The 25,554-nt window shown below is 60.0% G+C and carries 22 protein-coding genes; 15 read left to right on the top strand and 7 right to left on the bottom strand.

Annotation, left to right across the window (positions count from 1 at the left end; all coding sequences use genetic code 11):
- Nucleotides 1-64 precede the first annotated feature (64 nt).
- Nucleotides 65-1,192: a branched-chain amino acid ABC transporter substrate-binding protein gene (locus NQL71_RS07930; protein WP_046816661.1), complete on the bottom strand. Its 1,128-nt coding sequence runs from the start codon at nucleotides 1,190-1,192 to the stop codon at nucleotides 65-67.
- 351 nt (nucleotides 1,193-1,543) lie between these two features.
- On the opposite strand from NQL71_RS07930, the gene NQL71_RS07925 reads away from it, so the two are divergent.
- On the top strand, nucleotides 1,544-1,849 hold the full coding sequence (locus tag NQL71_RS07925; protein WP_274642534.1) for a DUF2288 domain-containing protein: 306 nt from the start codon (nucleotides 1,544-1,546) through the stop codon (nucleotides 1,847-1,849).
- 299 nt (nucleotides 1,850-2,148) lie between these two features.
- On the opposite strand, the gene NQL71_RS07920 is transcribed toward NQL71_RS07925, so the two are convergent.
- Complete coding sequence (locus NQL71_RS07920) at nucleotides 2,149-4,347, bottom strand: hypothetical protein (RefSeq protein ID WP_077184276.1); 2,199 nt, start codon at nucleotides 4,345-4,347, stop codon at nucleotides 2,149-2,151.
- 194 nt (nucleotides 4,348-4,541) lie between these two features.
- Between NQL71_RS07920 and NQL71_RS07915 the strand changes: the two genes are divergently transcribed.
- Complete coding sequence (locus NQL71_RS07915; protein WP_274642500.1) at nucleotides 4,542-5,435, top strand: NAD(P)-dependent oxidoreductase; 894 nt, start codon at nucleotides 4,542-4,544, stop codon at nucleotides 5,433-5,435.
- On the opposite strand, the gene NQL71_RS07910 is transcribed toward NQL71_RS07915, so the two are convergent.
- Nucleotides 5,392-7,608, bottom strand: coding sequence for a putative bifunctional diguanylate cyclase/phosphodiesterase (locus NQL71_RS07910; protein WP_425520677.1), 2,217 nt, complete (start codon nucleotides 7,606-7,608; stop codon nucleotides 5,392-5,394). The two genes, NQL71_RS07915 and NQL71_RS07910, sit on opposite strands and share 44 nt — an antisense overlap.
- A gap of 281 nt (nucleotides 7,609-7,889) precedes the next feature.
- Between NQL71_RS07910 and NQL71_RS07905 the strand changes: the two genes are divergently transcribed.
- Entirely contained in the window at nucleotides 7,890-9,239 is a 1,350-nt protein-coding gene (locus NQL71_RS07905) for a spinster family MFS transporter (RefSeq protein WP_274642498.1), read from the top strand.
- A gap of 99 nt (nucleotides 9,240-9,338) precedes the next feature.
- On the opposite strand, the gene rapA is transcribed toward NQL71_RS07905, so the two are convergent.
- Nucleotides 9,339-12,185 (bottom strand): RNA polymerase-associated protein RapA, encoded by a 2,847-nt coding sequence (gene rapA, locus NQL71_RS07900; protein WP_046816667.1) that lies wholly within the window; start codon nucleotides 12,183-12,185, stop codon nucleotides 9,339-9,341.
- A gap of 230 nt (nucleotides 12,186-12,415) precedes the next feature.
- Between rapA and NQL71_RS07895 the strand changes: the two genes are divergently transcribed.
- The 3 genes from NQL71_RS07895 to ccoM all read left to right on the top strand — a co-directional run bounded on the left by NQL71_RS07895 (nucleotide 12,416) and on the right by ccoM (nucleotide 13,278).
- Nucleotides 12,416-12,757, top strand: coding sequence for a hypothetical protein (locus NQL71_RS07895; RefSeq protein WP_046816668.1), 342 nt, complete (start codon nucleotides 12,416-12,418; stop codon nucleotides 12,755-12,757).
- Between the two features lie 99 nt (nucleotides 12,758-12,856).
- Nucleotides 12,857-13,018, top strand: coding sequence for a hypothetical protein (locus tag NQL71_RS07890; protein ID WP_008016476.1), 162 nt, complete (start codon nucleotides 12,857-12,859; stop codon nucleotides 13,016-13,018).
- A gap of 143 nt (nucleotides 13,019-13,161) precedes the next feature.
- Entirely contained in the window at nucleotides 13,162-13,278 is a 117-nt protein-coding gene (gene ccoM, locus NQL71_RS36645) for a cytochrome c oxidase subunit CcoM (RefSeq protein WP_046816669.1), read from the top strand.
- Nucleotides 13,279-13,459: 181 nt separating this feature from the next.
- Here ccoM and NQL71_RS07885 read toward each other — a convergent pair whose 3' ends face one another.
- From NQL71_RS07885 to NQL71_RS07875, 3 genes are all read right to left on the bottom strand, one after another.
- Nucleotides 13,460-14,935, bottom strand: a complete 1,476-nt coding sequence (locus tag NQL71_RS07885) for an inorganic phosphate transporter (protein WP_077184266.1) — start codon at nucleotides 14,933-14,935, stop codon at nucleotides 13,460-13,462.
- A gap of 379 nt (nucleotides 14,936-15,314) precedes the next feature.
- On the bottom strand, nucleotides 15,315-15,515 hold the full coding sequence (locus NQL71_RS07880) for a hypothetical protein (RefSeq protein WP_008056863.1): 201 nt from the start codon (nucleotides 15,513-15,515) through the stop codon (nucleotides 15,315-15,317).
- Nucleotides 15,516-15,582: 67 nt separating this feature from the next.
- Nucleotides 15,583-15,768 (bottom strand): hypothetical protein, encoded by a 186-nt coding sequence (locus NQL71_RS07875; protein ID WP_274642497.1) that lies wholly within the window; start codon nucleotides 15,766-15,768, stop codon nucleotides 15,583-15,585.
- 386 nt (nucleotides 15,769-16,154) lie between these two features.
- Between NQL71_RS07875 and pcaR the strand changes: the two genes are divergently transcribed.
- The 9 genes from pcaR to pcaC all read left to right on the top strand — a co-directional run bounded on the left by pcaR (nucleotide 16,155) and on the right by pcaC (nucleotide 25,483).
- Nucleotides 16,155-16,997, top strand: coding sequence for a pca regulon transcriptional regulator PcaR (gene pcaR / locus NQL71_RS07870; protein ID WP_046816672.1), 843 nt, complete (start codon nucleotides 16,155-16,157; stop codon nucleotides 16,995-16,997).
- A gap of 286 nt (nucleotides 16,998-17,283) precedes the next feature.
- Nucleotides 17,284-18,630, top strand: coding sequence for a 4-hydroxybenzoate transporter PcaK (pcaK, locus tag NQL71_RS07865; RefSeq protein WP_046816673.1), 1,347 nt, complete (start codon nucleotides 17,284-17,286; stop codon nucleotides 18,628-18,630).
- Between the two features lie 202 nt (nucleotides 18,631-18,832).
- Nucleotides 18,833-20,038: a 3-oxoadipyl-CoA thiolase gene (gene pcaF, locus NQL71_RS07860; RefSeq protein ID WP_248686094.1), complete on the top strand. Its 1,206-nt coding sequence runs from the start codon at nucleotides 18,833-18,835 to the stop codon at nucleotides 20,036-20,038.
- Between the two features lie 38 nt (nucleotides 20,039-20,076).
- Complete coding sequence (pcaH, locus tag NQL71_RS07855) at nucleotides 20,077-20,781, top strand: protocatechuate 3,4-dioxygenase subunit beta (protein WP_077184260.1); 705 nt, start codon at nucleotides 20,077-20,079, stop codon at nucleotides 20,779-20,781.
- Nucleotide 20,782: 1 nt separating this feature from the next.
- Nucleotides 20,783-21,349 (top strand): protocatechuate 3,4-dioxygenase subunit alpha, encoded by a 567-nt coding sequence (gene pcaG, locus NQL71_RS07850; protein ID WP_046816676.1) that lies wholly within the window; start codon nucleotides 20,783-20,785, stop codon nucleotides 21,347-21,349.
- 195 nt (nucleotides 21,350-21,544) lie between these two features.
- A complete protein-coding gene (locus tag NQL71_RS07845; RefSeq protein WP_046816677.1) occupies nucleotides 21,545-22,852 on the top strand; it encodes an MFS family transporter in 1,308 nt (435 codons plus the stop codon).
- Between the two features lie 45 nt (nucleotides 22,853-22,897).
- Nucleotides 22,898-24,262: a 3-carboxy-cis,cis-muconate cycloisomerase gene (locus tag NQL71_RS07840; protein WP_248686095.1), complete on the top strand. Its 1,365-nt coding sequence runs from the start codon at nucleotides 22,898-22,900 to the stop codon at nucleotides 24,260-24,262.
- A gap of 11 nt (nucleotides 24,263-24,273) precedes the next feature.
- On the top strand, nucleotides 24,274-25,080 hold the full coding sequence (gene pcaD, locus NQL71_RS07835; protein WP_046816679.1) for a 3-oxoadipate enol-lactonase: 807 nt from the start codon (nucleotides 24,274-24,276) through the stop codon (nucleotides 25,078-25,080).
- Between the two features lie 10 nt (nucleotides 25,081-25,090).
- Entirely contained in the window at nucleotides 25,091-25,483 is a 393-nt protein-coding gene (gene pcaC, locus NQL71_RS07830; protein ID WP_046816680.1) for a 4-carboxymuconolactone decarboxylase, read from the top strand.
- Nucleotides 25,484-25,554: the final 71 nt, after the last annotated feature.

Genomic DNA, 25,554 nt, shown 5'->3' with positions numbered 1-25,554 from the left:
TACGATCGTAAAACAAAGCCCACGGCACGCCGTGGGCTTTGTTGGCAGTCAGTCAGGCAACGCCTTACTGAGGCTTGGCTTCAGTTTTTGGTTTGCCGAAGTGCCACTCGTAAACCACGAATTTGAAGTCTTTCAGGTCGCCTTTCTCGTCGAAGCTCAGGTCGCCGGTCGGGGTCTTGAAGGTGCCAGCGTGGATGGCTTCAGCCACTTTGGCGGAGTCTTCGGACTTGGCAGCCTTGATGCCGTCGGCGATCACGGTCACAGCCGAGTAGGCCGGGAACACGAACGGACCGCTCGGATCTTCTTTCTTGGCCTTGAACGCATCAGCCAGGGCAACGTTGGCCGGGTCCTGGTCGAAGGATTTCGGCAGGGTCACCAGCAGACCTTCGGAAGCGTCCTTGGCGATCTGCGAAATGGAGTCGTTACCCACGCCTTCCGGACCCATGAACTTGGCTTTCAGGCCTTTTTCCGCAGACTGACGCAGGATCAGGCCCAGCTCCGGGTGGTAGCCGCCGTAGTAGACGAAGTCGACGTTGGCTTGCTTGAGCTTGGCGATCATCGAGGAGAAGTCCTTGTCGCCGGCGTTGACGCCTTCGAACACGGCAACCTTGACGCCTTTGCCTTCCAGGGTTTTCTTCACGGCAGAGGCGATACCTTCACCGTATTGCTGCTTGTCGTGCAGGACAGCAACGATCTTCGGTTTTACGAAGTCGGCAATGTAGTTACCGGCGGCAGGGCCCTGGGCGCTGTCCAGGCCGATGGTGCGGAACACCATTTTGTAACCACGGGCGGTGATGTCCGGGCTGGTGGCAGCCGGGGTGATCATGATCACGCCTTCGTCTTCGTAGATGTCCGAAGCCGGTTGAGTGGAGCTGGAGCACAGGTGACCAACCACGAACTTGACGCCGTCGTTGACGACTTTGTTCGCGACCGCTACCGCTTGTTTTGGATCGCAGGCGTCATCGTATTCAACGGCTTCGAGTTTCTTGCCGTCTACGCCGCCTTTGGCGTTGATCTGTTCAATGGCCATCTTGGCGCCGCTGAACTGCATGTCGCCGTATTGGGCTACAGGACCGGTTTTAGGGCCGGCGATGCCGATCTTGATGGTGTCAGCTGCGAACGAATGGCTGGCAACCCCGGCCAGAACCATAGCGGCAAACAGTTTGGAAATCTGCTTAGTAGCCTTAGTCATAGTGCTCCACTCTTACTGTTGTAATTTTTATAGTCCTGGCGCCGTAGGCGGCAGAACCGGGTCAGATATCCACGACATCTCCCGGAAAAGCCCCTCGGCAACTGTACCGGTACAGTGTAGAGCGCCGATTGTCAGCCTGGGAAGCTGGCGCCGGGGGGCAAAACTTGGGGGTGTCGCTTTTTTGAAAGAAAAAGTCAGAATTGCGGCGGGGCTTTGACGGGCTTATAGCCAGATTCGGTGCACTCCTTGGCTTTCCTGCGCTTTTCATTCGGTAATGCCAATTGCTTCTGGGTTTTTCTGCCTGACCACCGACGTTATCATTGCGTCGATTTCTTTTCCGGACCGGAACCCATGACTGAAGAACCTAGCACCCTCTATGCCAAGCTGCTCGGAGAAACCGCATCTATTACCTGGAAGGAACTGGAGCCGTTCTTTGCCAAGGGTGCCCTATTGTGGGTCGATCCAGGCCTGGATTTGATTGCGGCAGCCGAGGCCGTAGCGACCGACGAAGGCGAGAAAGTGGCTGCCTGGCTGGCCGAAGACAAGGTCGCCAAGCTGTCTGAAACGCGGGCGCTGGATCTTTTCGAACGCGATCCACAGCTGTGGGCGGTGGTGGTTTCGCCATGGATTATGATCCAGGAAAGAGCGCAGGGTTAATTGCCTGCACCACGTTGGTGCCATGTCTTGCCGATCGAAAGTGTGTAGCCGAGTAGCGTGATGGCAGGTTGCCGTAGAGAAAGGCCACAGCTTCACGGTGACGTAAACGTAACGGGAACAGTTGGGAGAGCAGCGGAAGGGCTGATCAATTGTTTCTGGATGTTGAATTGGGTGATTTTTGAGGGCGTCATCGCGAGCAGGCTCGCTCCCACAGTTGACTGCATTCTTTCTGTAAGAACACGTTCAACGGTGGGAGCGAGCCTGCTCGCGATTGGGTGCGACGCGGTGCTGCGCCGGCCTTAGTAAGCCGTCTTGCCCGTATGGTTATTCAACGAAATCACCTTCGTCTTGCCAATCCGGTGACGATAGATCTCACGCAAGTACTTGATCGCTTTCTTCACGCAATCGCGTGACAGGCGGATGTCGTTGATCGAGACGAACTTGTCCTTGTCGTTGATCAGCTCGCGATACTTCTTTTCGTACATCGGCTTGATCGCATACCAGTTGGTATCGAGGATTTTCGCCGGATTCTCGAATTCGTTGAGCAGGTCATCGATCAGGTCTTCATCGAACTGTTCATTGATGATGAAGTCCAGGACCGAGTTGTCCAGGGTGTCATCGAAGCGGTAAGGGGTACGGGCAAAGCAGCGCTTGATGAACGCCACGATCAAGGTCAGGAAATCGTCCGACAGGCACGGGCTCTTGGCGATCAGGGTGGTCAGCGACAGGTTGGCCGAGGCGCCGATCACCAGCGCATAACGCTTGAGCGTGGTGTTGGGGAACAGGTTGTTGAGGTGGGTCTTCAAGCGGTTCAGGTCCATGTAGGACAACTTGTAGTCCTTGGGCAGGGACACGATCGACACCACCGACGAGCAGTTCTTGAAGAAGTGCAGGTCGTGCAGGGCAGCCGCGTCGTAGCCCGAGTTCTTGTACTGCTCCAGCGACGCCCGATAACGCTTGGACTCGATGGGCAACAGGCTGATGCCTTCGATGGCCTGGGTGACCTTGTTGAAATGTGGCAGGTCGATCGAGCGGAAGAACAGGTCGTCGATGTTCAGGCGCTGCGGCTCTTTATCGAAGACCTTGAATTTGTCGCTGCTTGGCGGCGGTGTTTCCGGCACCACGGATTCGGCATACGCAATGGCCACTGGGCCGGCGAGGCTCATGAACAGGTCGTTGGCGTCCAGGCGAATGGTTTCGCCGATGTCGATGCCGGCACGGCGGAAATAGTTCTGGTCATAGTCGGTCGTGACAGCTTGCGCGGTCAGGATGTTGAAGATCTGCTGCGAGATGTACTGGTTGGCATGTTTTTCCATCGCATTGACGTCGATGTTCTGGATGTTGCCGTCATCGCTTTCTTCGGCATAACGCATGATGTCGTTGGAGATCAGCATCATCGCGTTCCAGGGGCGGATACGGCCCATGACGCTGGCTTCACTGCTGTCTTCGTTGGCGAAGTTGTAGGAGAAGTCCCATTCTTCCGACAGGTATTTGCACAGCAGGCGGCCGGCGTTGATGTGCAGCGCCTCGGACATTTCGCTGCGGTGATCGGAAATGTTCGGCAGCACGCAGATGCCGCTGGTGAAGATCGGTTCGAAGACGAAGGAGTGACCGCTCTTGCCGTCGTGCTCGTCCATCGGCTTGGTGTCGAACGTCTTGTTCATGTACGAATGCTGCTGGGCCAGGCCGAATTCCGACGCCATGCCTGAACCGGTACCGCCACCGGCACTGAAGATCGAGAAATACAGGCGCGACTGGTTGGCCTTGATGCCGCAGCTGTCAATCAGGTACGAGTGGATCATCTTCCAGTCCGGGCTGGAAAAACGCTGGGTGTCTTTGTTCAGGATGATCTTGGCCAGGTACTGACCGAGGATCGGTGCATTACCGGCACCGCCGGCATGGACTTCCGACAGGTCCATGATTTTCATTTTGCTGTAGTCGCGCAGGAATCCGCTCTTTTCGCCTTTGCGCGAGAAGCGGATACGCCCGGCGATGTCCTTGTCCAGGTCGCCCAGCATCACCAGCGGTTCTACCAGGAACACCGGTTTGGCGGCCTTGCTCGACCCCAGGCGCAGGTTGTTGCGAATCCATTGTGCCGGGCTGTAGCCTTTTTCCGCATAGCGCTTGTCAGGCGAGAGGCGATCTTCGCTGTTGAATTCGTTGAGGTAGAACTTGCGGGCGTTGTAGACCAGTTCCGCAACGTCCAGCGCGATGTTCGAACCGCAGCGGCCCAGGCCAATCAGGCACACCGACGGAAACGCCTGATCGTTGTGCTGATCGTTGTCGCCTTCCAGGTGCGATGGGCGCGGGAACACCATGTCGCGCAGGCCGTCGAGGTTGTCGAGAATGCGATCGGTGTTGGTTTCGGTGAAGTACAGGTATTGCTGGGTCGCGAGCGGGCGTGAAGGCGTCAATGGCTTCGATGGCGCGGGGCTGTTCGCCGCCGGGTTCAGCGTCGGGTCGCAAAGCGCAGGGGCCGTATTGTTTTTAGAAGTCATCGTTCGCCATCTACCTGGGCTGGTCGGTCGGGCAACATACTGTCGTCGACCGTCACGGAATGAGATCTCGCGTCTTTTATCAGCGCGTATTTGACCCGAGCGGGGCATCAGCATGTGCGTCGCTCGGCGGAATCCTTTCCTGAGTCCTGATGAATCGGCCAATATTCGCTGTTCTTTAATCAAAAGGAGGCAAAATGATGTCAACGCTACCGTCCCTGGGTTTTGCCGGAATTGGCCTGATGGGCCTGCCGATGTGCCAGCGTTTGCTCGCCGCGGGTTACCCGCTGACGGTGTGGAACCGTAATCCGGCCAAGTGTGCGCCGCTGGTCGAGGCCGGTGCACGCCAGGTCGCCACACCTGCCGAGTTGTGTCGGCACGCCGAGGTGGTGATGTTGTGCCTGGCGGATACCTCGGTGGTCCGTGAGGTGGTTTTCGGCAAGTCGGGCATCGCCGAGGGGGCGAAAGAAGGACAATTGCTGGTGGATTTGTCCAGCCTGGAACCCACGGCGACCCGGGAAATGGCGACAGAACTCGGCAAGACCGGCATGGGTTGGCTGGACGCGCCAGTGTCCGGCGGAGTGGTGGGTGCCGAGGCCGGAAGCCTGGCGATCATGGTCGGCGGCACCGTGGCTGACCTTGAACGGGTCAAACCGGTTTTGCTGAGCCTCGGTCAGCGGGTGACACACATGGGTGCGGTGGGAGCAGGGCAGGTGACCAAGGCCTGCAACCAGATGATCGTTGCCTGCAATGCACTGGTCATCGCCGAAGTGGTGGCCTTGGCGGAGCGCTCCGGTGTCGATGCCAGCCTGATCGCCGAGGCACTGGCCGGTGGGTTTGCCGATTCAAAACCCTTGCAGTTCCTCGCGCCGCAAATGGCCGAGAGCCGTTTCGAACCGGTCAAATGGCATGTGCGGACCTTGCTCAAGGATCTGGATGGCGCGGTAAAGTTTTCCCGCGAGCAAGGTTCGGCGACGCCGATCAGCGGCCTGGCCGCGCAATTGATGCGCCTGCATGGGAGCCAGGGTTTCCTGGAAAAGGACCCGTCTACATTAGTGCAGATGTACCGTGAGCAAGACTCAGGTGCGTGACGGTGCATGAATGTTTGCGCTGGTTGATTTCGTTCAGCACGGGCCGCAGTTCGCCCAGCGGTACCGGGCGGCTGAGCAGGTAACCCTGGACGAAGTCGCAGCCGTGGCGTTCGAGAAACTGGTATTGCTCGAACGTTTCGACGCCTTCGGTGACCACGTCCAGGTGCAGGGTGTGGGCCATGACGATAATGGCCTGGACGATTTCCATGTCCTGGGTGGCTTTTGGAATGTCCTGGATGAACGACCGGTCGATCTTCAAGGTGTTCAGCGGCAAGCGCTTGAGGTAAGCCAGGGAGGAATAGCCAGTGCCGAAGTCATCGATCGACAGCGATACGCCCAGGGCGCGTATCTGCTGCAGCAACACCAGGGTATCGGCAATGTTGCCCATCAGCGCATTCTCGGTGACCTCCAGTTCCAGGCGATGGGGTTCGACCCCGGCATTGCGCAAGGCGAGTGAGATTTCGTCGCTCAGTTCTTCGCGCGCCAGGGTCAGCGGAGAGCAATTGATGGAGATCTTCAGGTTCGCACACCCCTGGCGTGACAGCTCACCCAGGTCCTGGCAGGCCTTGCGCAGCACCCAATTGTCCAGTTCGGTGATCAGGCCATTGGCCTCGGCGATGCCAATGAAGCGGTCCGGCGCGAGAAATCCGTGGACCGGGTGTTGCCAGCGGATCAACGCTTCGAGCTTGCTGGCCTGGCCGGTCTTGAGGTCGTAGATCGGTTGGTAATAGAGCATCAGCCCGGTGTCTTCGCGCAGCGCATGGCGCAGTTCTTCCTCCAGTTGCAGCTCCAGCATGGCGCGTGCTTTGAGGTTGGCACTGAAGAAATTCAGGCCGTTGCGGCCGCTGTCCTTGGATTGATACAGCGCCAGGTCGGCGTTTTTCAGCAGTTCTTCACAGGTTTTGCCGTCCTCGGGGAACACGCTGATGCCGATGCTGGTGGTCATGACCATGCGCCGTCCGGACAGCTCGATGGGTTCCTTCATTTTCAGCATGATGCGCTGGGCCATCTGGCGCGCCTCTTCACGGTCATGCAGGTCGATGAGGATGCAGAATTCGTCGCCTCCAAAGCGTGCCACCACATCTTCATGGCTGCGCACCGAGCTCTTGATGTGCCGGGCGAGCACCTTGAGCAGTTCATCGCCGGCATCGTGGCCGAGGCTGTCATTGATGCGCTTGAAATGGTCGATATCCAGGAACAGCACCGCGAGCATGCCGCCTGAGTGAGTGCGCTCCAGGAGCTTTTCAGCGAAAAGCTGGTTGAACCCGCGACGGTTGACCAGGTTGGTCAGGGCGTCGTAGTGCGCCACTTGCTGCAGGGACATGCGCGCTTGATCGAGTTGGGTGAGCAGCGAGTTCACCCGCAGCAGGTCACGGTCCTTGTGCTGCAGCTTCTTGTCCGCCAGCGCTGCACTGATGCAGCTGCCGATGATGAGCAGGGTCATGACGGCTATTGTCAGGCCCAGTTGCAGATGGTTGTTTTCACTTGGCTGGGTCAACAGGCTGCCGGTTGGCAGCACCAGGTCGAAGGCAGCCATGCCGGTGAAATGCAGGCTGATGATGCCTGCACCCAGCAACAGGCTGGCGCCGCATTTGCGCAGCTGGTGAAAAATACCCGCACCAGTGCGCAGATAACTCGCTAGCAGTAGTGCCGCCAGACTGACGGCAAAGGCGATCAGGAGCGACAGAATGAACAGCGCCGGTTGGTAATAAGCCGTCGCTTGAGAACGCATGGCGGCCATGCCCACGTAGTGCATGGTGGCTATGCCGAGGCCGATGACGATCGATGCCTTGCAGCATTGCCGCAAGTTCAGGGTTGGCAGGCTGAGGGTGTGCATCGCCAACCACGACGCACACAGTGCAACCAACAGCGACAAGAGCGTGATCGGCAAGTGGTAATGCACGTCTATCGGCGCCTGGAACGCCAACATCCCAATGAAGTGCATGGCCCAGATTCCGCTGGCCAGGCATCCGGCACCGATCCAGCGCCAAAGACGTTGTGACGCCGGTTTTTGTGCCTGGGCAATCCGTTCGGCCATATCCAGTGTGGCAAAGCACCCGGCGCAAGCGACCAGAAAAGCCAGCAGCACCAGAAAAGGGTCATGTACGCATTGGAGTATGACCTGTCCGCTTTCTGCTAGCTGTGTAGTGAAATGCAGACCAAGCCACTCCATAGCATGCCCCGTGTTTGTCTCCCTGGCCGGCAATCAACGCTGGCGAATGCCTTGCAGTATAGAAGGCGTGCATTGAACGCAAGGGATAGTGGCACATTGTCTCCCAATGATTTTGGAATGAGTCTTAGTGCGTTTGGAAATAAAATGTTGCCTGGGCCCCGTCTGTTTCCATGGGTGGGTATCAGCTTTACGAATAATTACAGACAGTGCTGGTCGGCCTGACTAGATTGCAGGTTCCGGGTGGCAGTGAAGCCCCCATAACAATAAAAAGAGATGGACCCATGCAGAACTCGACCCAAGCGGCGAATGCCTGGCGCATTTTGTTCCTGCTGTTCCTGGCCAACCTGTTCAACTTTTTCGACCGTACGATTCCCGCCATCATCATCGAACCGATCCGCATGGAGTGGCACCTCAGCGACTTTCAGCTGGGGATCATCGGTACGGCATTCACCATCGTCTACGCGATCGCCGGTCTGCCGTTGGGCCGTATGGCCGATACGGGTTCGCGCAGCAAGTTGATGGGTTGGGGCCTGGCGGTGTGGAGCGGGCTGACGGCGGTCAACGGAATGGTGGGCAGTTTCTGGAGTTTCCTGATCGTGCGCATGGGGGTGGGTATCGGTGAGGCCAGTTATGCACCGGCCGCCAACTCGCTGATCGGCGACCTGTTTCCGGCGCATCGACGGGCGCGGGCCATGGGCATCTTCATGCTCGGGTTGCCGTTGGGTCTATTGTTGGCGTTCTTCACCATCGGCGCGATGGTCAAGGCATTCGACAGCTGGCGGGCGCCGTTCTTCATTGCCGCCGTGCCGGGGCTGATCCTGGCGATCTTCATGTTCTTCATCAAGGAGCCTAAGCGCGGTGCGGCGGAAAGCGTGCAAGTGTCACAGGAAAAGATCGACCGGCCGATCCGCCGGGTGTTGGCGGTGCCGACCTTCCTGTGGCTTGTGATGGCGGGGCTCTGTTTCAACTTTGCCACCTATGCCTGCAACTCGTTCCTGGTGCCCATGCTGCAGCGTTATTTCCTGATGCCGTTGCAGGAAGCCGCGGTGGCGACCGGGGTGATCGTCGGCGTGACCGGGTTGTTCGGCCTGACACTGGGCGGCTGGGTCGCGGACAAGATCCATCAGCGGGTGGCCAACGGTCGCCTGCTGTTTGCTGCGTTCAGTCTGATCATCTCAACCTTGTGTACTGCCTGGGCGCTGCATTCGGGGCGGATCGAGATCGGCGTGTTCGTGGCCGTGTTCAGCCTGGGCTGGTTGTTTGCCTATAACTTCTATACCTGCGTCTACACGGCGATCCAGGACGTGGTCGAGCCGCGCCTGCGAGCCACCGCCATGGCATTGTTTTTTGCCGGGCTGTACCTGTTGGGGGGTGGTCTGGGTCCGGTGGTGGTTGGGGCGTTGTCCGATCACTTTGCCCACACCGCCATGCTCGCGGCCGGTGCCGAACAGATGACTGAAGCTTTCAAGGCAGTCGGCCTGCATGACGCGATGTACCTGATACCGGTGGCGCTGTTCTTCACCATGGTGTTCCTGGTGTTGGCGTCGCGGTGTTTTGTGCGCGATGCGAAGCGGATGAAGGATGGGTTGGTTGGGGGGGTTGAACCTGAAGGTGTTGCGGCGACTGCTTGATAGCCATCGCCAGCAGGCCATCGGCATCGCCACAAAAATCAGGTAAAAAAAGGCCCGCATCGCTGCGGGCCTCTTTGTTGAAGCGCTGGAGCAGGGGACTTAACCCGCCACCAACACCCGGATCGCTTCCAGTCGCAGCGCCGCCTTGTCGAGCATGGCCAGGCCTTGTTCGCGCTGCTTGCGCAGGGCAACCAGTTCGCTGTCACGTACGGTCGGGTTGACCGCTTGCAACGCGGTCAGGCGTGCCAGTTCTTCGTCGGTATCGGCAGCCAGGCGACGTTGCGCCTCTGCCACGCGTTCGGCGTGACGTGGGTAGATCTTGTCTTCGCCGGCGTTGATCCGTGGCGTCAGCTGATCGCGCTGTGCCTGGATGAACTTGTTGGCGCTGGCGCGGGGCACGCTTTCGAGTTGATCGTTCAAGGTCTCGAACGACACCCGGGCCGACAGGTCATTGCCATTGGCATCGAGCAGGCAGCGCAGGGCGGCCGGCGGCAGGTAGCGGCCCAGTTGCAGAGAGCGCGGGGCAACCACTTCACTGACGTAGAGCAGTTCCAGCAACACGGTGCCGGGTTTCAGCGCCTTGTTCTTGATCAGCGCCACGGCGGTATTGCCCATGGAGCCGGACAGCACCAGGTCCATGCCGCCCTGGACCATCGGGTGTTCCCAGGTAATGAACTGCATGTCTTCGCGAGACAGCGCCTGGTTGCGGTCGTAGGTGATGGTTACGCCTTCGTCGTCGCCCAGCGGGAAGCTGGCGTCGAGCATTTTTTCGCTCGGCTTGAGGATCAGGGCGTTTTCCGAATGGTCTTCGCTGTCGATGCCGAATGCATCGAACAGGGTTTCCATGTAGATCGGCAGGGCGAACTGGTCGTCCTGCTCGAGGATGGCCTCGACCAGCGCCTCACCTTCGCCGGCGCCACCGGAGTTGAGCTCCAGCAAACGGTCGCGGCCGGTGTGCAGCTCGGCTTCCAGGCGCTCGCGCTCGGTACGGGCTTCGTCGATCAGCGCTTGCCAGTCACCGTCATCGGCTTCTTCGAGCAACGGCAGCAGGCGCGGGCCGAACTGATGTTGCAGGGCGTTGCCGGTCGGGCAGGTGTTGAGGAACGCGTTCAGGGCTTCGTGGTACCACTGGAACAGGCGCTCTTGCGGGCTGGTTTCCAGGTACGGCACGTGCAGTTCGATGGTGTGCTTCTGGCCGATCCGGTCCAGACGACCGATACGTTGTTCCAGCAGGTCCGGGTGGGCCGGCAGGTCGAACAGCACCAGGTGGTGTGAGAACTGGAAGTTGCGACCTTCACTGCCGATTTCCGAGCAGATCAGCACTTGCGCGCCAAACTCTTCGTCGGCGAAGTAGGCGGCGGCGCGGTCACGCTCGAGGATGTTCATGCCCTCGTGGAATACCGTGGCCGGGATGCCGGAACGCACGCGCAGGGCGTCTTCCAGGTCCATGGCGGTTTCGGCGTGGGCGCAGATCACCAGTACCTTGGTGCGCTTGAGCATTTTCAACTGGTCGATCAGCCACTCGACCCGTGGGTCGAATTTCCACCAACGCTCTTCTTCATTGGCGTCCGGCTGGGCCTGGAAGCTGACTTCCGGGTACAGCTCGGCGTGATCGCCCAGCGGCAGTTCGAGGTATTCGTCCGGGCACGGCAGCGGGTAAGGATGCAGCTTGCGCTCCGGGAAGCCCTGGACCGCGGCCCGGGTATTACGGAACAGTACGCGGCCGGTGCCGTGGCGGTCCAGCAGCTCGCGCACCAGGCGCGCGCTGGCTTCGGTGTCGCCATCGTTGACGGCGGTCAGCAGGGCTTCGCCTTCGTTACCGAGGAAGCCATGAATGGTTTCGTGGGCTTTCGGTGACAGGCGACCTTTTTCCAGCAGCTCCTGAACGGCCTCGGCCACCGGGCGATAGTTTTCGCTCTCGGCGCGGAATGCCGCCAGGTCATGGAAACGATTCGGGTCGAGCAGGCGCAGACGCGCGAAGTGGCTGTCCTGGCCCAGCTGTTCCGGGGTCGCGGTCAACAGCAGCACGCCCGGGATGGTTTCAGCAAGCTGCTCGACCAGGGAGTATTGCGGGCTGACCTGGTCTTCGTGCCACACCAGGTGGTGGGCTTCGTCGACGACCAGCAAGTCCCAGCCGGCGGCGAACAACGCGTCCTGGGCTTTCTCGTCGTCTACCAGCCACTCCAGCGCCACCAGCGCGAGCTGGGTGTCTTCGAACGGGTTGGATGCATCGCTTTCGATGAAGCGTTCTTCATCGAACAGCGCGACCTGCAGGTTGAAGCGGCGGCGCATTTCCACCAGCCACTGGTGCTGGAGGTTTTCCGGCACCAGGATCAGCACGCGATTGGCGCGGCCCGAGAGCAGCTGGCGATGGATCACCAGACCGGCTTCGATGGTTTTGCCCAGGCCCACTTCGTCGGCCAGCAGGACCCGTGGCGCAATACGGTCGGCCACTTCGCGGGCGATGTGCAGTTGGTGCGCGATCGGTTGCGCACGCACGCCACCCAGGCCCCACAGCGACGACTGCAGCTGGCGGCTGGTGTGTTCGAGGGTGTGGTAACGCAGGGCGAACCAGGCCAGGGGGTCGATCTGCCCGGCGAACAGACGGTCGCTGGCGAGACGGAACTGGATGAAGTTCGACAGTTGGGTTTCCGGCAGGGTGACCACTTCGTTCTGCGCGTCGAGACCGTGATAGACCAGCAGGCCATCGACGTCGTCGACTTCGCGTACGGTCAGTTTCCAGCCTTCGAAGTGAGTGATGGTGTCACCCGGCGAAAACCGCACACGGGTGAGGGGCGCATTCCGTAGCGCGTACTGGCGAGTGTCGCCAGTGGCCGGGTAGAGCACGGTCAACAAGCGACCGTCCTGTGCCAGAACGGTGCCCAAACCCAGCTCCGCTTCGCTGTCACTGATCCAGCGTTGCCCCGGTTGATACTGCTGCGCCATGCTGCCTGACTCCCACCTTGAAAAAGCGGGCTATCTTAACGGAATCAGGTCTCCAGACCAAAGGATTACCTGTGTGGGAACTGCCTTGGGCTGCGAACTCATGATCTTCCCAGGCTGAAGAAATCGTAGCTGCGAAACTTCACGCCGTGCCAATCGGGTCACAGTTTGCGACCGATGGCTCAAGTCGCCGTCACCGCGGCCGACAGCCTGCAGACAGGAGACTGATAAATATGCTGCCACCGATGCTCCCCTTGAGTGCCGTGCCGATCACTTCCCAGCACGACCCGGTCCGCCCGCGCCCGGATATCGCGCCCGTCGTGCCGATGCAGGAAAGCGCCAGCGACAGCACCATCGACCTGCAACAGCGCGATCCGGAAGAGGCCGCGCTGCTGTTGCGCGAGGAACAGCGACGCAAGCAGGAGCAGCAACGCCGCCGTCGTGAAGCCGACGAGGACCCGCAAGCGCACTTGGCGATCCCGGGTGACGAACTCAACGCCGACAACACCGTGCCGGTGGCCCCGTTGATGGAAGACCAGCCTCGCCAGGGCTTGTGGGTCGACATCGAGATTTGAGCCCGTGGCTGGTCAGCGCCGTCGCCAGACCGCATTATTGGCACATCCCTGCCGCGCGAGGCGGCCATTGAACTTCTTTTCAAGCGATGCACTGACGCCATGAGCCAAGATGACAAGCTGATCGACCTGAATGCCGAACGCGCCAAGCGTGTCCATGACCTTAACGACAAGCGCCTGAACGAAGTGCGCCAGGCATTCGAACAGGCCATGCCGTTGGGCAAGGCGAAGAAAAAGCCGAAGAACAAGCCCAAAAAACGTTGAGTGCTCCTGCATCGATTGATGCAGGTCAGTTTTCCTCTCCTTCCGTGCCCGGTCCCGGGCAACATTGATCCCGGTCAATATTCTCTCCTGCCCGATTGGTTACCTTGGCTCCATCGCAACAGGGCAACTGCAGGAGACGCGTCATGTTTTTCGATAACGTGGTGATCGCCGGAGTGCTGACCGTCAGCCTCATGTTTGTGTTTTTTGCAGGGTTCGGACTTTTTATCTGGAAAGACTCGCACAAGCGGAAAAAGCCGTAGGTCTTTCTGGAGGCAATGAGCACGCAAGGCATTTTGGGCAACTTCGGTTGCCCTTTTTTTTTGCCTGCGCAAATGTGTCTGACCCTGCACAACCCTGTGGGGGAAGACGGTGTCTGGAATATTCAGGTAATAAAAAAGGCGCGGTCCTCACGGAGCGCGCCTTTTTTAGTTCGGCTGACTGTCAGCTACCGAGTGCCTTCGACGCCAGCCAGAACAGGCCGGCCGACAGCCCCACGGTGGCCGGCAGGGTCAGGACCCAGGCCAGCAGGATGGTCTGGACGGTGCCGCCCTGCAGGCCGCTTTTGTTGGCGACCATGGTGCCGGCCACGCCCGAGGACAGGACGTGGGTGGTGGACACCGGCAGGCTGAAGATGTTGGCCATGCCGATCAGGCTCGCGGTGGTGATCTGCGCCGACATGCCCTGGGAATAGGTCATGCCTTGCTTGCCGATCTTCTCGCCGATGGTCAATACCACGCGTTTCCAGCCGACCATGGTACCCAGGCCCAGGGCCAGGGCGACCGCCAGGATCACCCAGAAAGGCGCGTATTCGGTGGTCGTGGTCAGGTCCTTGCGCAGCTTGTCCAGGTCAGCCTTTTCTCTTGGGGCCAGGCTTGGCAACTTGCTGACTTTCTTCGCCGTGTCGTCCAGGCAGAGCAGGTAGCGACGCACTTCGATGCGGCTTTCAGACGGCAGCGAGTGGTAGTCGGCTACACCCTTGAGGGTGCCGAGCAGGGCATTGATGGTCGGCTCGGTCTGTTGCGGATTGCAACGGAATTTCTCCGGCAGATCGCCTTCGACGCTTTTACCCAGGGCCAGGAATTCGCCCAGGGTGGCGGCGTTGCGCTGGTAGAACTGGTTCAGGTGCAAGGTGGCGTCGCGGGTACGTTCGATCTGGTAGGTGGTGCTGTTCAGGTCAAGTACGAACTGCGCCGGCACGATACCGATCAGCACCAGCATGATAAGGCCGATACCTTTCTGACCATCATTGGAACCGTGCACGAAGCTCACGGCCATGGCCGAGATCACCAGCACCAGGCGGTTCCAGAACGGCGGGTGTTTCTTGTCGTCGATCTTGCGGCGCTGCTCCGGCGTCTTGTGCATCTTCGACAGCGGGCGCCACCATTTCAGACCGATCAGGATCAGCGCCGCGATCAGGAAACCTGCCATTGGCGAGAACACCAGCGACATACCGATATCGATCGCCTTCTGCCAGTTCACGCCATCGGCCAACGGAATATCGTTGATCAGGGCGTTGGCCAGGCCGACGCCGAGGATCGAACCGATCAGCGTATGGGAGCTGGAGGCAGGGATACCAAAGTACCAGGTGCCCAGGTTCCAGGCGATGGCGGCGGCGAGCAACGAGAACACCATGGCCAGTCCGTGACCGGTGTTCACATTGATCAGCAGCTCCACCGGCAACAGGTGGACAATGGCATACGCCACGCCAACGCCGCCCAGCAATACGCCGAGGAAGTTGAACACACCGGAAAAGAACACCGCCAGATGAGGCGGCATGGCCTTGGTGTAGATAACAGTGGCTACCGCGTTAGCGGTGTCATGAAATCCGTTGATGAACTCGAAGGCGAGGACAAAAGTCAGGGCGAGCAGGAGGCTCACAAGCACCCAAGCATCCAGTCCGCTGAATAAATCGATCATGAAGGTTTTCTGACCCGGTCATAAGGGGGCGCGATTATGCCAGAAAAGACTGGAAATCGATGCACTTGCTGCTCATCGGTAACATTCTTCAACGAATTATTTTGCTTTGGGACCTGAATTTCCTGCGCTTTTGCGGGTCTTGCAAGTACTTGAATTTCTTTGGAAAGCCCGCAGGCACGGGGGTTTGCCACGCCTGGAATGACCGAGCGCGCAGTTGTATGAAATTTCTGAAAAGAGTGTCAGATACGAACCTTTAGCCTTCATCCGGTCGGCAAGGCGGTCGCTGCCCGCTCATAGCGGGCGCAAAAAGGCAACGTCAGTACATCCCGCTTTTAACGGATGCAACACAGAACCCTGCAAGTATTCAAAGCCCGGGCCTTCACGGCTCCTCGGCTTTGAGTTCCTTTTCCATTTTTTCCAGTTCTTGCTTGAATACCTGATCCTGAACGGTGGCGCGTTTACGCCATGGCTTGCGTTCCGGTTCGGGCTGGGCGGCGTAGGTGGTGACTTCCCCGCCATAAACTTCCTTGTAACGTTGTTCCTGGCGCTCAAGTTCCGCGCGCAGTTCGTCTTTTGTCACGGTGCTACCTGATTGAGTTGAGGTGAATTCTGGTGAAACGCACTGCATGATGTATTGGCCGCACTCGTCAAAAGCAAAAAGCCCTTGCAGGCATTTTTTGCGACAGTGTGATCATTACTTCCATGTTGCAGGCGGCCACGACACCAGAGATATACAGCTGACGCAGCATCAGAACCTGTTTCAGCGAGCGCGCTGGCGCGATGCGGATGCAGTCGGCGTCATGGGCTTGCTGTGGAGAGCGGCGATGGAACATCGCGCCACCGGTAGCGGCATCGGTTAATAAAAAACCGAGTTGCTACTGAAATACATTATAGCGAGCGATTGACAGAACACTATCACGATAGAGTTAAAAGTGGATCTTGATGTGTGATTGTTTTTCTCCCCATAACCCTTTAGTGGCAACTAGGGGGCTGGATGATGCCACTGTACGGCGATGCATTTCTGGCGCCATTAAGTCGCACAATTCAAGTCCAGTTAGATTGCGCATGTAAGTCGCGAGAGGCGCCTGGGCAAAAAATCATCGATTGCGATAATCGATCGGCGGTTCGATAATCGCCCAGTCATGTCGGGATCGGGCTTGTGTACCTTGCAGCCAGTCGCCTGTAATAGATTCCGATCCGTCTGGGAAAAGGACCTTGTATGAACGATCAATTGCGCAACTCCTTCGCTTCGGTGGCACCGCCGATCGTTGCTTCGCCTGCCAAACGCATTCAGGCCCTGACCGGCGACCCGGACTTCATGACCTCGTTGGCGCGCGGACTGGCCGTGGTGCAAGCGTTCCAGGAGCGCAAACGGCATCTGACCATTGCCCAGATCAGCCACCGTACGGAAATTCCCCGTGCCGCCGTGCGACGTTGCCTGCACACGTTGATCAAGCTCGGTTATGCCACGACCGATGGCCGCACCTATTCGTTGCTACCCAAGGTGCTGACCCTTGGCCATGCCTATGTGTCCTCGACGCCGCTGGCCGTTTCTGCACAGCCGTACCTGGACCGCATGAGCGAGCAACTCCACGAGGCTTGCAACATGGCCACCCTGGAAGGCGACGACATTCTATACATCGCCCGCTCGGCGACCACCCAGCGCCTGATCTCGGTCGACCTGTCGGTGGGAGGGCGCTTGCCGGCCTATTGCACATCGATGGGCAGGATCCTGCTCGCCGCCCTCGATGACACTTCATTGCACGAGTATCTCGACCACGCCGACCTGCAAGCCAAGACCAGTCGAACCATCCATACCCCCGAAGCATTGCTCGAGTGCCTGCAGGAAGTGCGTCAGCAAGGCTGGTGCATCGTCGATCAAGAACTGGAGCAGGGTCTGCGTTCGATCGCCGTCCCGGTGTACGACGCTTCCGGCCAGGTGGTTGCGGCGCTCAACGTCAGTACCCATGCCGGGCGGGTCAGCCGCAACGAACTTGAACAGCGTTTCCTGCCCGGTCTATTAAGTGCCAGCCGCGACCTCAGTACCCAGCTGTTTACCTAAGCTGTTCGATAATCGCACAGACTCGCGTTTGGCGAATTGACGCTCTTTCCCTTGGCTCATTAATGTCGCGGCAGCGTCATCCGGCGCTGTCGATCTTGATCCGGCACCGGACGACGACCACTAATAATGAGAAGAGGCACCCCCATGCGCACATTCCCCGACTGTCGCTATCCTACCCGGCTATTGCACCGGAACCCGATCGCCTGATCCTGACACCCCCTTTTTCGTGGCAGCCTCTTTAAAGGCTGGCATCTGTTCGACTGCGTTCTTTGCGTGGAAAAAAATAATGAACCAGCCCCAGTCCGCTGTAGGTAACTGCCTCGACGTGCAGTCCTTCATCAATGCCCAACCCATTTCGCGTTATCAGTGGCGAGTGGTGATCCTATGTTTCCTGATTGTTTTCCTAGACGGCCTCGATACCGCGGCGATGGGTTTCATTGCACCCGCGCTGTCCCAGGACTGGGGTATCGATCGTGCCAGCCTGGGCCCGGTAATGAGTGCGGCGCTGATCGGCATGGTTTTCGGGGCGCTGGGCTCCGGTCCGCTGGCTGACCGGTTTGGGCGAAAAATCGTGCTGGTTGGGGCGGTGCTGCTGTTCGGTGCCTTTAGCCTGGCTTCGGCCTACAGCACTAACGTCGACCAGTTGCTGGTGTTGCGTTTCCTGACCGGCCTCGGGCTGGGCGCGGGCATGCCGAACGCAACCACGCTGCTGTCGGAATACACCCCGGAGCGCAAGAAGTCCCTGCTGGTGACCAGCATGTTTTGCGGCTTCAACCTGGGCATGGCCGGCGGTGGATTCATCTCGGCGAAGCTGATTCCGGCCTTCGGCTGGCACAGCCTGCTGCTGATCGGCGGGATCCTGCCGTTGATCCTCGGCGTCGTGTTGCTGATCTGGCTGCCTGAGTCGGCGCGCTTCCTCGTGGTGCGTAATCGCGGCACCGACAAAGTGCGCAAGACCCTGGCGCCCATCGACCCGACAGTGGTGGCCCAGGCATCGAGCTTCAGCGTACCGGAACAGAAAACCGTGAAGGCGCGCAACGTGTTTGCCGTGATCTTCTCCGGCACCTATAGCGTCGGTACCTTGCTGTTGTGGCTGACCTACTTCATGGGTCTGGTGATCGTTTACCTGCTGACCAGTTGGCTGCCGACCCTGATGCGCGACAGTGGCGCGAGCATGGAGCAGGCCGCGTTCATCGGAGCGTTGTTCCAGTTCGGTGGGGTGTTGAGCGCGGTGGGCGTAGGCTGGGCGATGGACCGCTTCAATCCGCACAAGGTCATCGGCACTTTCTACCTGCTGGCCGGCATCTTTGCCTACGCGGTAGGGCAGAGCCTGGGCAACATCACAATCCTGGCCACCCTGGTATTGGTGGCCGGTATGTGTGTCAACGGGGCGCAATCGGCGATGCCGTCGCTGGCGGCGCGGTTTTATCCGACTCAAGGGCGTGCTACCGGGGTTTCGTGGATGCTCGGGATTGGCCGCTTCGGCGCAATTCTTGGCGCATGGATGGGCGCCACGCTGCTGGGGCTGGGCTGGAACTTTGAGCAAGTGTTGACGGCCTTGGTGATTCCGGCGGCATTGGCGACCGCGGCGGTGGTGATCAAGGGGCTGGTCAGTCATGCGGATGCGACCTGATCCATTCCTTTATAGGCGCTGACGCAGGCTGCGATCTTTTGCTGGGTGAGCAAATCGATAGCTGAACAACAATGTGTTCGATAAACGAACACTCAGTCGATTATCGAATTGTTTGCTCCATGTCAGGCGCTTAATCTTTAACCCTTGCGGCGCTGCGCATCGGCGCCTTTTTCATTACGTTGGGCCAAGCACTTGGAGAAGCATGATGCGTGAAGTTTATATCTGCGACGCGATTCGCACCCCCATCGGCCGTTTCGGCGGCGGCCTGTCGGCGGTTCGCGCTGACGACCTGGCCGCGGTGCCAATCAAGGCGCTGATGGAGCGCAACCCGTCGGTGGACTGGTCGGCGGTGGACGAAGTGTTCCTCGGCTGCGCCAACCAGGCCGGTGAAGACAACCGCAACGTGGCGCGCATGGCGCTGCTGCTGGCGGGGCTGCCGGAGACCATTCCTGGCGTGACCCTCAATCGCCTCTGCGCTTCGGGCATGGATGCCATTGGTACCGCGTTCCGTGCCATCGCCAGTGGCGAAATGGAGCTGGCGATTGCCGGTGGCGTCGAGTCGATGTCCCGCGCACCGTTCGTGATGGGCAAGGCCGATGCAGCGTTCTCGCGCAACATGAAACTGGAAGACACCACCATCGGCTGGCGCTTCATCAACCCGTTGATGAAAGCCCAGTACGGGGTGGATGCGATGCCGCAGACCGCCGACAACGTCGCCGACGATTACCAGGTGTCCCGCGCCGATCAGGACGCGTTCGCCTTGCGCAGTCAGCAACGCACGGCCGCCGCGCAAGCTGCGGGCTATTTCGCCGAAGAAATCGTCGAGGTGCGCATTGCCCACAAGAAGGGTGAAACCTTGGTCAGCCAGGACGAACATCCTCGCGCCGACACCACCCTGGAAGCCCTGACCAAGCTCAAGCCGGTCAACGGTCCCGACAAAACCGTCACTGCCGGTAACGCTTCGGGTGTCAACGACGGTGCCGCCGCCTTGATCCTCGCCTCTGCCGAAGCGGTGAAGAAACATGGCCTGACCGCCCGCGCCAAAGTGTTGGGCATGGCCAGCGCCGGTGTTGCGCCACGGGTGATGGGCATTGGTCCGGTACCGGCCGTGCGTAAACTGATTGAACGCCTGGGTGTGGCCATCAACGATTTCGACGTGATCGAACTCAACGAAGCCTTCGCCAGCCAGGGCCTGGCGGTACTGCGTGAACTGGGGATCGCCGACGACGCGGCCCAGGTCAACCCGAACGGTGGCGCCATTGCCTTGGGCCATCCGCTGGGCATGAGCGGTGCGCGCTTGGTGTTGACTGCACTGCATCAGCTGGAAAAAACCGGTGGCAAGAAAGGTCTGGCGACCATGTGCGTCGGTGTTGGTCAGGGTCTGGCCTTGGCGATCGAGCGCGTCTGACGCGCTCTGCCGACTAACAAGAAACTGAGGAAAGCTTCATGACTGACAAGCCTGGTTACCGCCGCCCGCAGGAAGGCACCCAACCGCCATACCTGCACCCGACTTACCAATCCACCAACCTGCGCTCGCCGTCCAAGCCATTGGTGTTCTTGCCGCATTCGCTGTCGGAAATCACCGGTCCTACCATCGGTGCCGAGCGCGTCAATGAGAAGGACAACGACCTGACCGCCCAGCACGAAGGCGAACCGCAGGGCGAGCGCATCATCATCCACGGCCGTGTGCTGGATGAAAACGGTCTGCCGGTGCCGGGAATTCTGGTGGAGATCTGGCAGGCCAACGCCGCCGGTCGCTACAACCATGCCCGCGACCTGCACGACGCACCGCTGGACCCGAATTTCACCGGCACCGGCCGCACCGTGACCGACGCCGATGGCTGGTACCAGTTCCAGACCATCAAGCCCGGCGCGTATCCGTGGGGTAACCACCACAACGCCTGGCGCCCGGCGCACATCCATTTCTCGTTGTTCGGGCCGAGCATCCTCACGCGTCTGGTCACCCAGATGTATTTCCCGGGCGACCCGCTGCTGGCATACGACCCGATCTACAACTGCGTGCCCGATACCCGCGCCAAAGAGCGTTTGATCGCCGCATTCGATCTCGAAAAAACCATCCCTTCCTATGCCCTCGGTTATCGCTGGGACATCGTTTTGCGCGGCCGCGACGCCACGCCGATGGAGAAATAAGATGACGCTGACTGCGACCACGTCCCACACCGTCGGGCCGTACTACCACATCGGCCTGACCTGGCTGAACCGCGAAGACCTCACCGTCGAACAAACCCTGGGCGAGCGCGTGGCGATCACCGGGCAAGTGGTCGATGGCAACGGCGATGTCGTCAACGACGCGATGCTGGAAGTCTGGCAGGCTAACGCCGCCGGCAAGTACGACCATCCCGAAGACGACCAGGACAAACCCCTGGACCCGAACTTCGAAGGCTTTGGCCGGGTGCCGGTGGACGCCGAAGGGCGTTTCCGTTTCACCACCATCAAGCCGGGCACGGTCGAGGGCCTCAAGGGCACGACCCAGGCACCGCACCTGGTCGTGCTGGTCTTTGCCCGTGGCTTGGTGAAGCACTTGCTGACGCGGATCTACTTCGAAGGCGAACCGGCCAATGTGTCGGACCCGTTGCTCGAATGCGTGCCGGCCGAGCGTCGTGGCACCTTGCTGGCGAAGCGGGATGCGTCAGGTGTGTACCAGTGGAACGTTGTTCTGCAGGGTACCGATGCCGAGACGGTGTTCTTCGACTATTAAGAAGCACCCCAAGACCTGTAGGAGCGAGCTTGCTCGCGAAAAGCGCAGGGGCAGACAAAAATGCTTCGCCTGACCCAACGCCTTCACTGGCAAGCCAGCTCCTACAGGGATTTGTGTGTTGCTGATTCATTTGCGGAACGGGACTGTTGCAAAGTGTGTCTAGAATCTCACTGTCCCTATTGAGTGAACAAAACAATGGCAACCCCAACTACAGCTCCTGCGGCGCTCTACACGGGCGAAGAACGCAACAAGCGAATCTTCGCGATTGTCGGTGCTTCGTCCGGCAACCTCGTCGAATGGTTCGACTTCTACGTCTACGCCTTCTGTGCGATCTATTTCGCCCCGGCGTTTTTCCCGTCCGACAACCCCACCGTGCAGTTGGTCAACACCGCGGGCGTATTCGCCGCCGGGTTCCTGATGCGCCCGATTGGTGGCTGGATTTTCGGCCGCGTCGCGGACAAGCACGGGCGCAAGAATTCGATGCTGATATCGATTCTGATGATGTGCTTCGGCTCGCTGCTGATCGCCTGCCTGCCAACTTACAAGGACATCGGCGTCTGGGCGCCAATCATGCTGCTGTTCGCACGTTTGCTCCAGGGCCTCTCGGTGGGCGGCGAATATGGCACCACCGCCACCTACATGAGCGAAGTCGCCCTCAAGGGCCAGCGGGGTTTCTTTGCCTCGTTCCAATACGTTACGTTGATCGGCGGGCAGTTGCTGGCGGTGTCGCTGGTGGTGGTCCTGCAGCAGTTCCTCAGTGAAGACGAATTGCGCGCCTACGGCTGGCGGATTCCGTTCGTGGTTGGCGCCGTGGCGGCGTTGATTTCGTTGTTCCTGCGTCGTTCGCTGAAAGAAACCACCAGCAAGGAAATGCGCGAGAACAAGGACGCCGGCAGCATCGCCGCACTGTTTCGCGACCATAAGGCCGCGTTCATCACCGTACTGGGCTACACCGCCGGTGGCTCGCTGATTTTCTACACCTTCACCACTTACATGCAGAAGTACCTGGTGAACACGGCGGGCATGCACGCCAAGACGGCCAGCTACATCATGACCGGCGCACTGTTCCTTTATATGTGCATGCAGCCGTTCTTCGGCATGCTCGCGGACAAGATCGGCCGACGTAACTCGATGCTCTGGTTCGGTGCCCTGGGTACGCTGTGCACCGTGCCGATCCTGCTGAGCCTGAAAAGCGTCAGCAGTCCGTTCCTGGCCTTTGTGTTGATTACTGTGGCGTTGGCGATCGTGAGTTTCTACACGTCGATCAGCGGCCTGGTAAAAGCCGAAATGTTCCCGCCTGAAGTGCGCGCCCTGGGTGTCGGCCTGGCTTACGCGGTGGCGAATGCGATCTTCGGCGGTTCGGCGGAGTACGTGGCCTTGAGCCTGAAGGCGGTCGGAATGGAAAACTCCTTCTATTGGTACGTGACGGTGATGATGGCGATCGCGTTCCTGTTCAGCCTGCGTCTGCCCAAGCAAGCGAAGTATTTGCATCACGACCTTTGATCTACACAAGCGGGCCCGAACGGCCCGCACCTCCAGGGACTGTTTATGAACGAGCGACCGGGCAATCAATTGTTCGATGCCTATTTCACTGCAAGCGACATGCGTGAAGTGTTCTGCGATCAGGGCCGGGTTCAGGCCATGCTCGATTTCGAAGCGGCGCTGGCCCGGGCCGAAGCTCGGGTGGGGTTGATTCCGTCGAGCGCTGTCGCGCCGATCGAAGCGGCTTGCAGCGCCGGGCTTTATGACTTTGCGGCGTTGGGCGAGGCAATCGCCACGGCGGGCAATTCGGCGATCCCGTTGGTCAAGGCGTTGGGCAAGCAGATCGCCGCGAGCGATGCCCAAGCGGAGCGCTACGTGCATCTGGGCGCCACCAGTCAGGACGTGATGGACAGCGGCCTGGTGCTGCAATTACGCCGCGCGCTGGAATTGATCGACAGCGATTTGGCACAACTGGGCCAAACCCTCGCCACCCAGGCGCAACGTCATGTGTCCACGCCACTGGCCGGGCGCACCTGGTTGCAGCACGCGACGCCGGTTACCCTCGGCATGAAAATCGCCGGTTGGCTGGGTGCGGTGACCCGCAGTCGTCAGCGTTTGCGGGAACTCAAGCCACGTCTGCTGGTGCTGCAATTCGGCGGCGCTTCCGGGACCCTCGCGGCCCTCGGTGAGCAGGCGATGCCCATTGCCCGGGCGTTGGCCGAAGAGCTGCAACTGACGCTGCCCGACCAGCCCTGGCACACCCAGCGAGATCGCCTGGTGGAGTTTGGCTCGGCACTGGGATTGATCGCCGGCAGCCTCGGCAAACTCGGTCGCGACATCAGTCTGTTGATGCAGACCGAAGCGGCCGAAGTGTTCGAACCTTCGGCACCGGGCAAGGGCGGTTCCTCGACCATGCCGCATAAACGCAATCCCGTCGGCGCGGCGGTGCTGATCGGCGCGGCGACTCGCGTGCCGGGCCTGCTTTCGACGCTGTTCAGCGCGATGCCGCAGGAACATGAGCGCAGCCTGGGGCTATGGCACGCCGAGTGGGAAACCCTGCCGGAAATTTGCTGCCTGGTGTCCGGTAGCCTCAAGCAGGCACTGCTGGTGACCGGCGGGTTGGAAGTGGACGCCGCACGTATGGCGCGCAACCTCGATCTGACCCAGGGCCTGGTGCTCGCCGAAGCGGTGAGCATCGTCCTCGCGCAACGGGTCGGCCGCGACACCGCGCATCATCTGTTGGAACAGTGCTGCAAACGCGCCGTGGCCGAACAACGTCATCTGCGCGCGGTACTCGGCGACGAGCCGCAAGTGAGCGCCGAACTGTCGGCGGCTGAACTCGATCATCTGCTGGACCCCGCCCATTACCTCGGTCAGGCCCGTACCTGGGTCGAGCGAGCGGTGGCTGAACATTCTGCGTTAACTGCCTGAAGGAGACTGCTGTGGCTTTCGTTCAACTCGCCGATGGCGAACTGCACTACCAAATTCAAGGGCCGCAACTCGATGGACCGGTCGATGCGCCGGTACTGGTGCTGTCCAACTCCCTGGGCACCGACCTGCATATGTGGGACGCGCAAATTCCGGCGTTCACCGAGCATTTTCGCGTGCTGCGTTTTGACACTCGCGGTCACGGCAAGTCGCTGGTGACGCCGGGGCCTTACAGCATCGAGCAACTGGGCCGCGACGTGCTGGCGCTGCTGGATGCGCTGCACATCGAGCGGGCGCATTTCTGTGGCCTGTCCATGGGCGGGCTGATCGGCCAATGGCTGGGTATCAATGCCGGCGAGCGCCTGAACAAACTGGTGGTGTGCAACACCGCAGCGAAAATCGGCGATCCGTCGGTGTGGAACCCACGTATCGAAACCGTGCTGCGCGATGGTCAAGCCGCGATGGTCGCCCTGCGCGATGCATCGATTGCCCGCTGGTTCACCCCGGATTTCTCCGCAGCCAATCCGGCAGCGGCCAAGCAGATTACCGACATGCTGGCGGCGACGTCGCCTGAAGGTTATGCAGCCAATTGCGCGGCGGTGCGTGATGCCGACTTCCGCGATCAGCTGTCCTCGATCAAGGTGCCGTTGCTGGTGGTTGCCGGGACTGAAGACGCGGTCACGCCGCCCTCCGGTGGGCACTTCATCCAGGAGCACGTGCAGGGCGCCGAGTACGCCGAGTTCCATGCGGCGCACTTGTCCAACGTCCAGGCGGGCGCTGCGTTCAGCGAGCGGGTCCTGGCGTTCTTGTTAGCTCATTGAGGGGATTGTTGTGGACGAGAAACAACGTTACGACGAGGGCATGAAAGTCCGTCGCGCGGTACTCGGCGACGCCCATGTCGACCGCAGCCTGACCACCCTGACCGAGTTCAACTCGGAGTTCCAGGAAATGATCACCCGCCACGCCTGGGGTGACATCTGGACCCGTCCGGGACTGCCGCGCCACACCCGCAGCCTGATCACCATCGCCATGCTGATTGGCATGAACCGTGAGGGTGAGCTCAAGCTGCACCTGCGCGCCGCCGCCAACAACGGCGTGAGCCGTGGCGAGATCAAGGAAGTGATCATGCAGAGCGCGATCTACTGCGGCATTCCCGCCGCCAACGCGACCTTCCACCTGGCTGAGTCGGTGTGGGATGAATTGGGGACTGAATCGCGGGATTAAATGTGTCGCAGGTCTTGAAGATACCGAAGATCTAGTGTGGGAGCGGGCTTGCTCGCGAATGCGGTGTTTCA

The organism is Pseudomonas serbica, from assembly GCF_028823535.1.
Lineage (GTDB): Bacteria > Pseudomonadota > Gammaproteobacteria > Pseudomonadales > Pseudomonadaceae > Aquipseudomonas > Aquipseudomonas serbica.
Note: the sequence above shows the minus strand (reverse complement) of the source record. Positions and strands in the feature narration are given on the sequence as shown.

Coding starts and splice junctions, on each gene's coding strand:
- NQL71_RS07930 (WP_046816661.1), bottom strand. CDS start 1,192: ATGACTAAGGCTACTAAGCAGATTTCCAAACTGTTTGCCGCTATGGTT.
- NQL71_RS07925 (WP_274642534.1), top strand. CDS start 1,544: ATGACTGAAGAACCTAGCACCCTCTATGCCAAGCTGCTCGGAGAAACC.
- NQL71_RS07920 (WP_077184276.1), bottom strand. CDS start 4,347: ATGACTTCTAAAAACAATACGGCCCCTGCGCTTTGCGACCCGACGCTG.
- NQL71_RS07915 (WP_274642500.1), top strand. CDS start 4,542: ATGATGTCAACGCTACCGTCCCTGGGTTTTGCCGGAATTGGCCTGATG.
- NQL71_RS07910 (WP_425520677.1), bottom strand. CDS start 7,608: ATGGAGTGGCTTGGTCTGCATTTCACTACACAGCTAGCAGAAAGCGGA.
- NQL71_RS07905 (WP_274642498.1), top strand. CDS start 7,890: ATGCAGAACTCGACCCAAGCGGCGAATGCCTGGCGCATTTTGTTCCTG.
- rapA (WP_046816667.1), bottom strand. CDS start 12,185: ATGGCGCAGCAGTATCAACCGGGGCAACGCTGGATCAGTGACAGCGAA.
- NQL71_RS07895 (WP_046816668.1), top strand. CDS start 12,416: ATGCTGCCACCGATGCTCCCCTTGAGTGCCGTGCCGATCACTTCCCAG.
- NQL71_RS07890 (WP_008016476.1), top strand. CDS start 12,857: ATGAGCCAAGATGACAAGCTGATCGACCTGAATGCCGAACGCGCCAAG.
- ccoM (WP_046816669.1), top strand. CDS start 13,162: ATGTTTTTCGATAACGTGGTGATCGCCGGAGTGCTGACCGTCAGCCTC.
- NQL71_RS07885 (WP_077184266.1), bottom strand. CDS start 14,935: ATGATCGATTTATTCAGCGGACTGGATGCTTGGGTGCTTGTGAGCCTC.
- NQL71_RS07875 (WP_274642497.1), bottom strand. CDS start 15,768: ATGTTCCATCGCCGCTCTCCACAGCAAGCCCATGACGCCGACTGCATC.
- pcaR (WP_046816672.1), top strand. CDS start 16,155: ATGAACGATCAATTGCGCAACTCCTTCGCTTCGGTGGCACCGCCGATC.
- pcaK (WP_046816673.1), top strand. CDS start 17,284: ATGAACCAGCCCCAGTCCGCTGTAGGTAACTGCCTCGACGTGCAGTCC.
- pcaF (WP_248686094.1), top strand. CDS start 18,833: ATGATGCGTGAAGTTTATATCTGCGACGCGATTCGCACCCCCATCGGC.
- pcaH (WP_077184260.1), top strand. CDS start 20,077: ATGACTGACAAGCCTGGTTACCGCCGCCCGCAGGAAGGCACCCAACCG.
- pcaG (WP_046816676.1), top strand. CDS start 20,783: ATGACGCTGACTGCGACCACGTCCCACACCGTCGGGCCGTACTACCAC.
- NQL71_RS07845 (WP_046816677.1), top strand. CDS start 21,545: ATGGCAACCCCAACTACAGCTCCTGCGGCGCTCTACACGGGCGAAGAA.
- NQL71_RS07840 (WP_248686095.1), top strand. CDS start 22,898: ATGAACGAGCGACCGGGCAATCAATTGTTCGATGCCTATTTCACTGCA.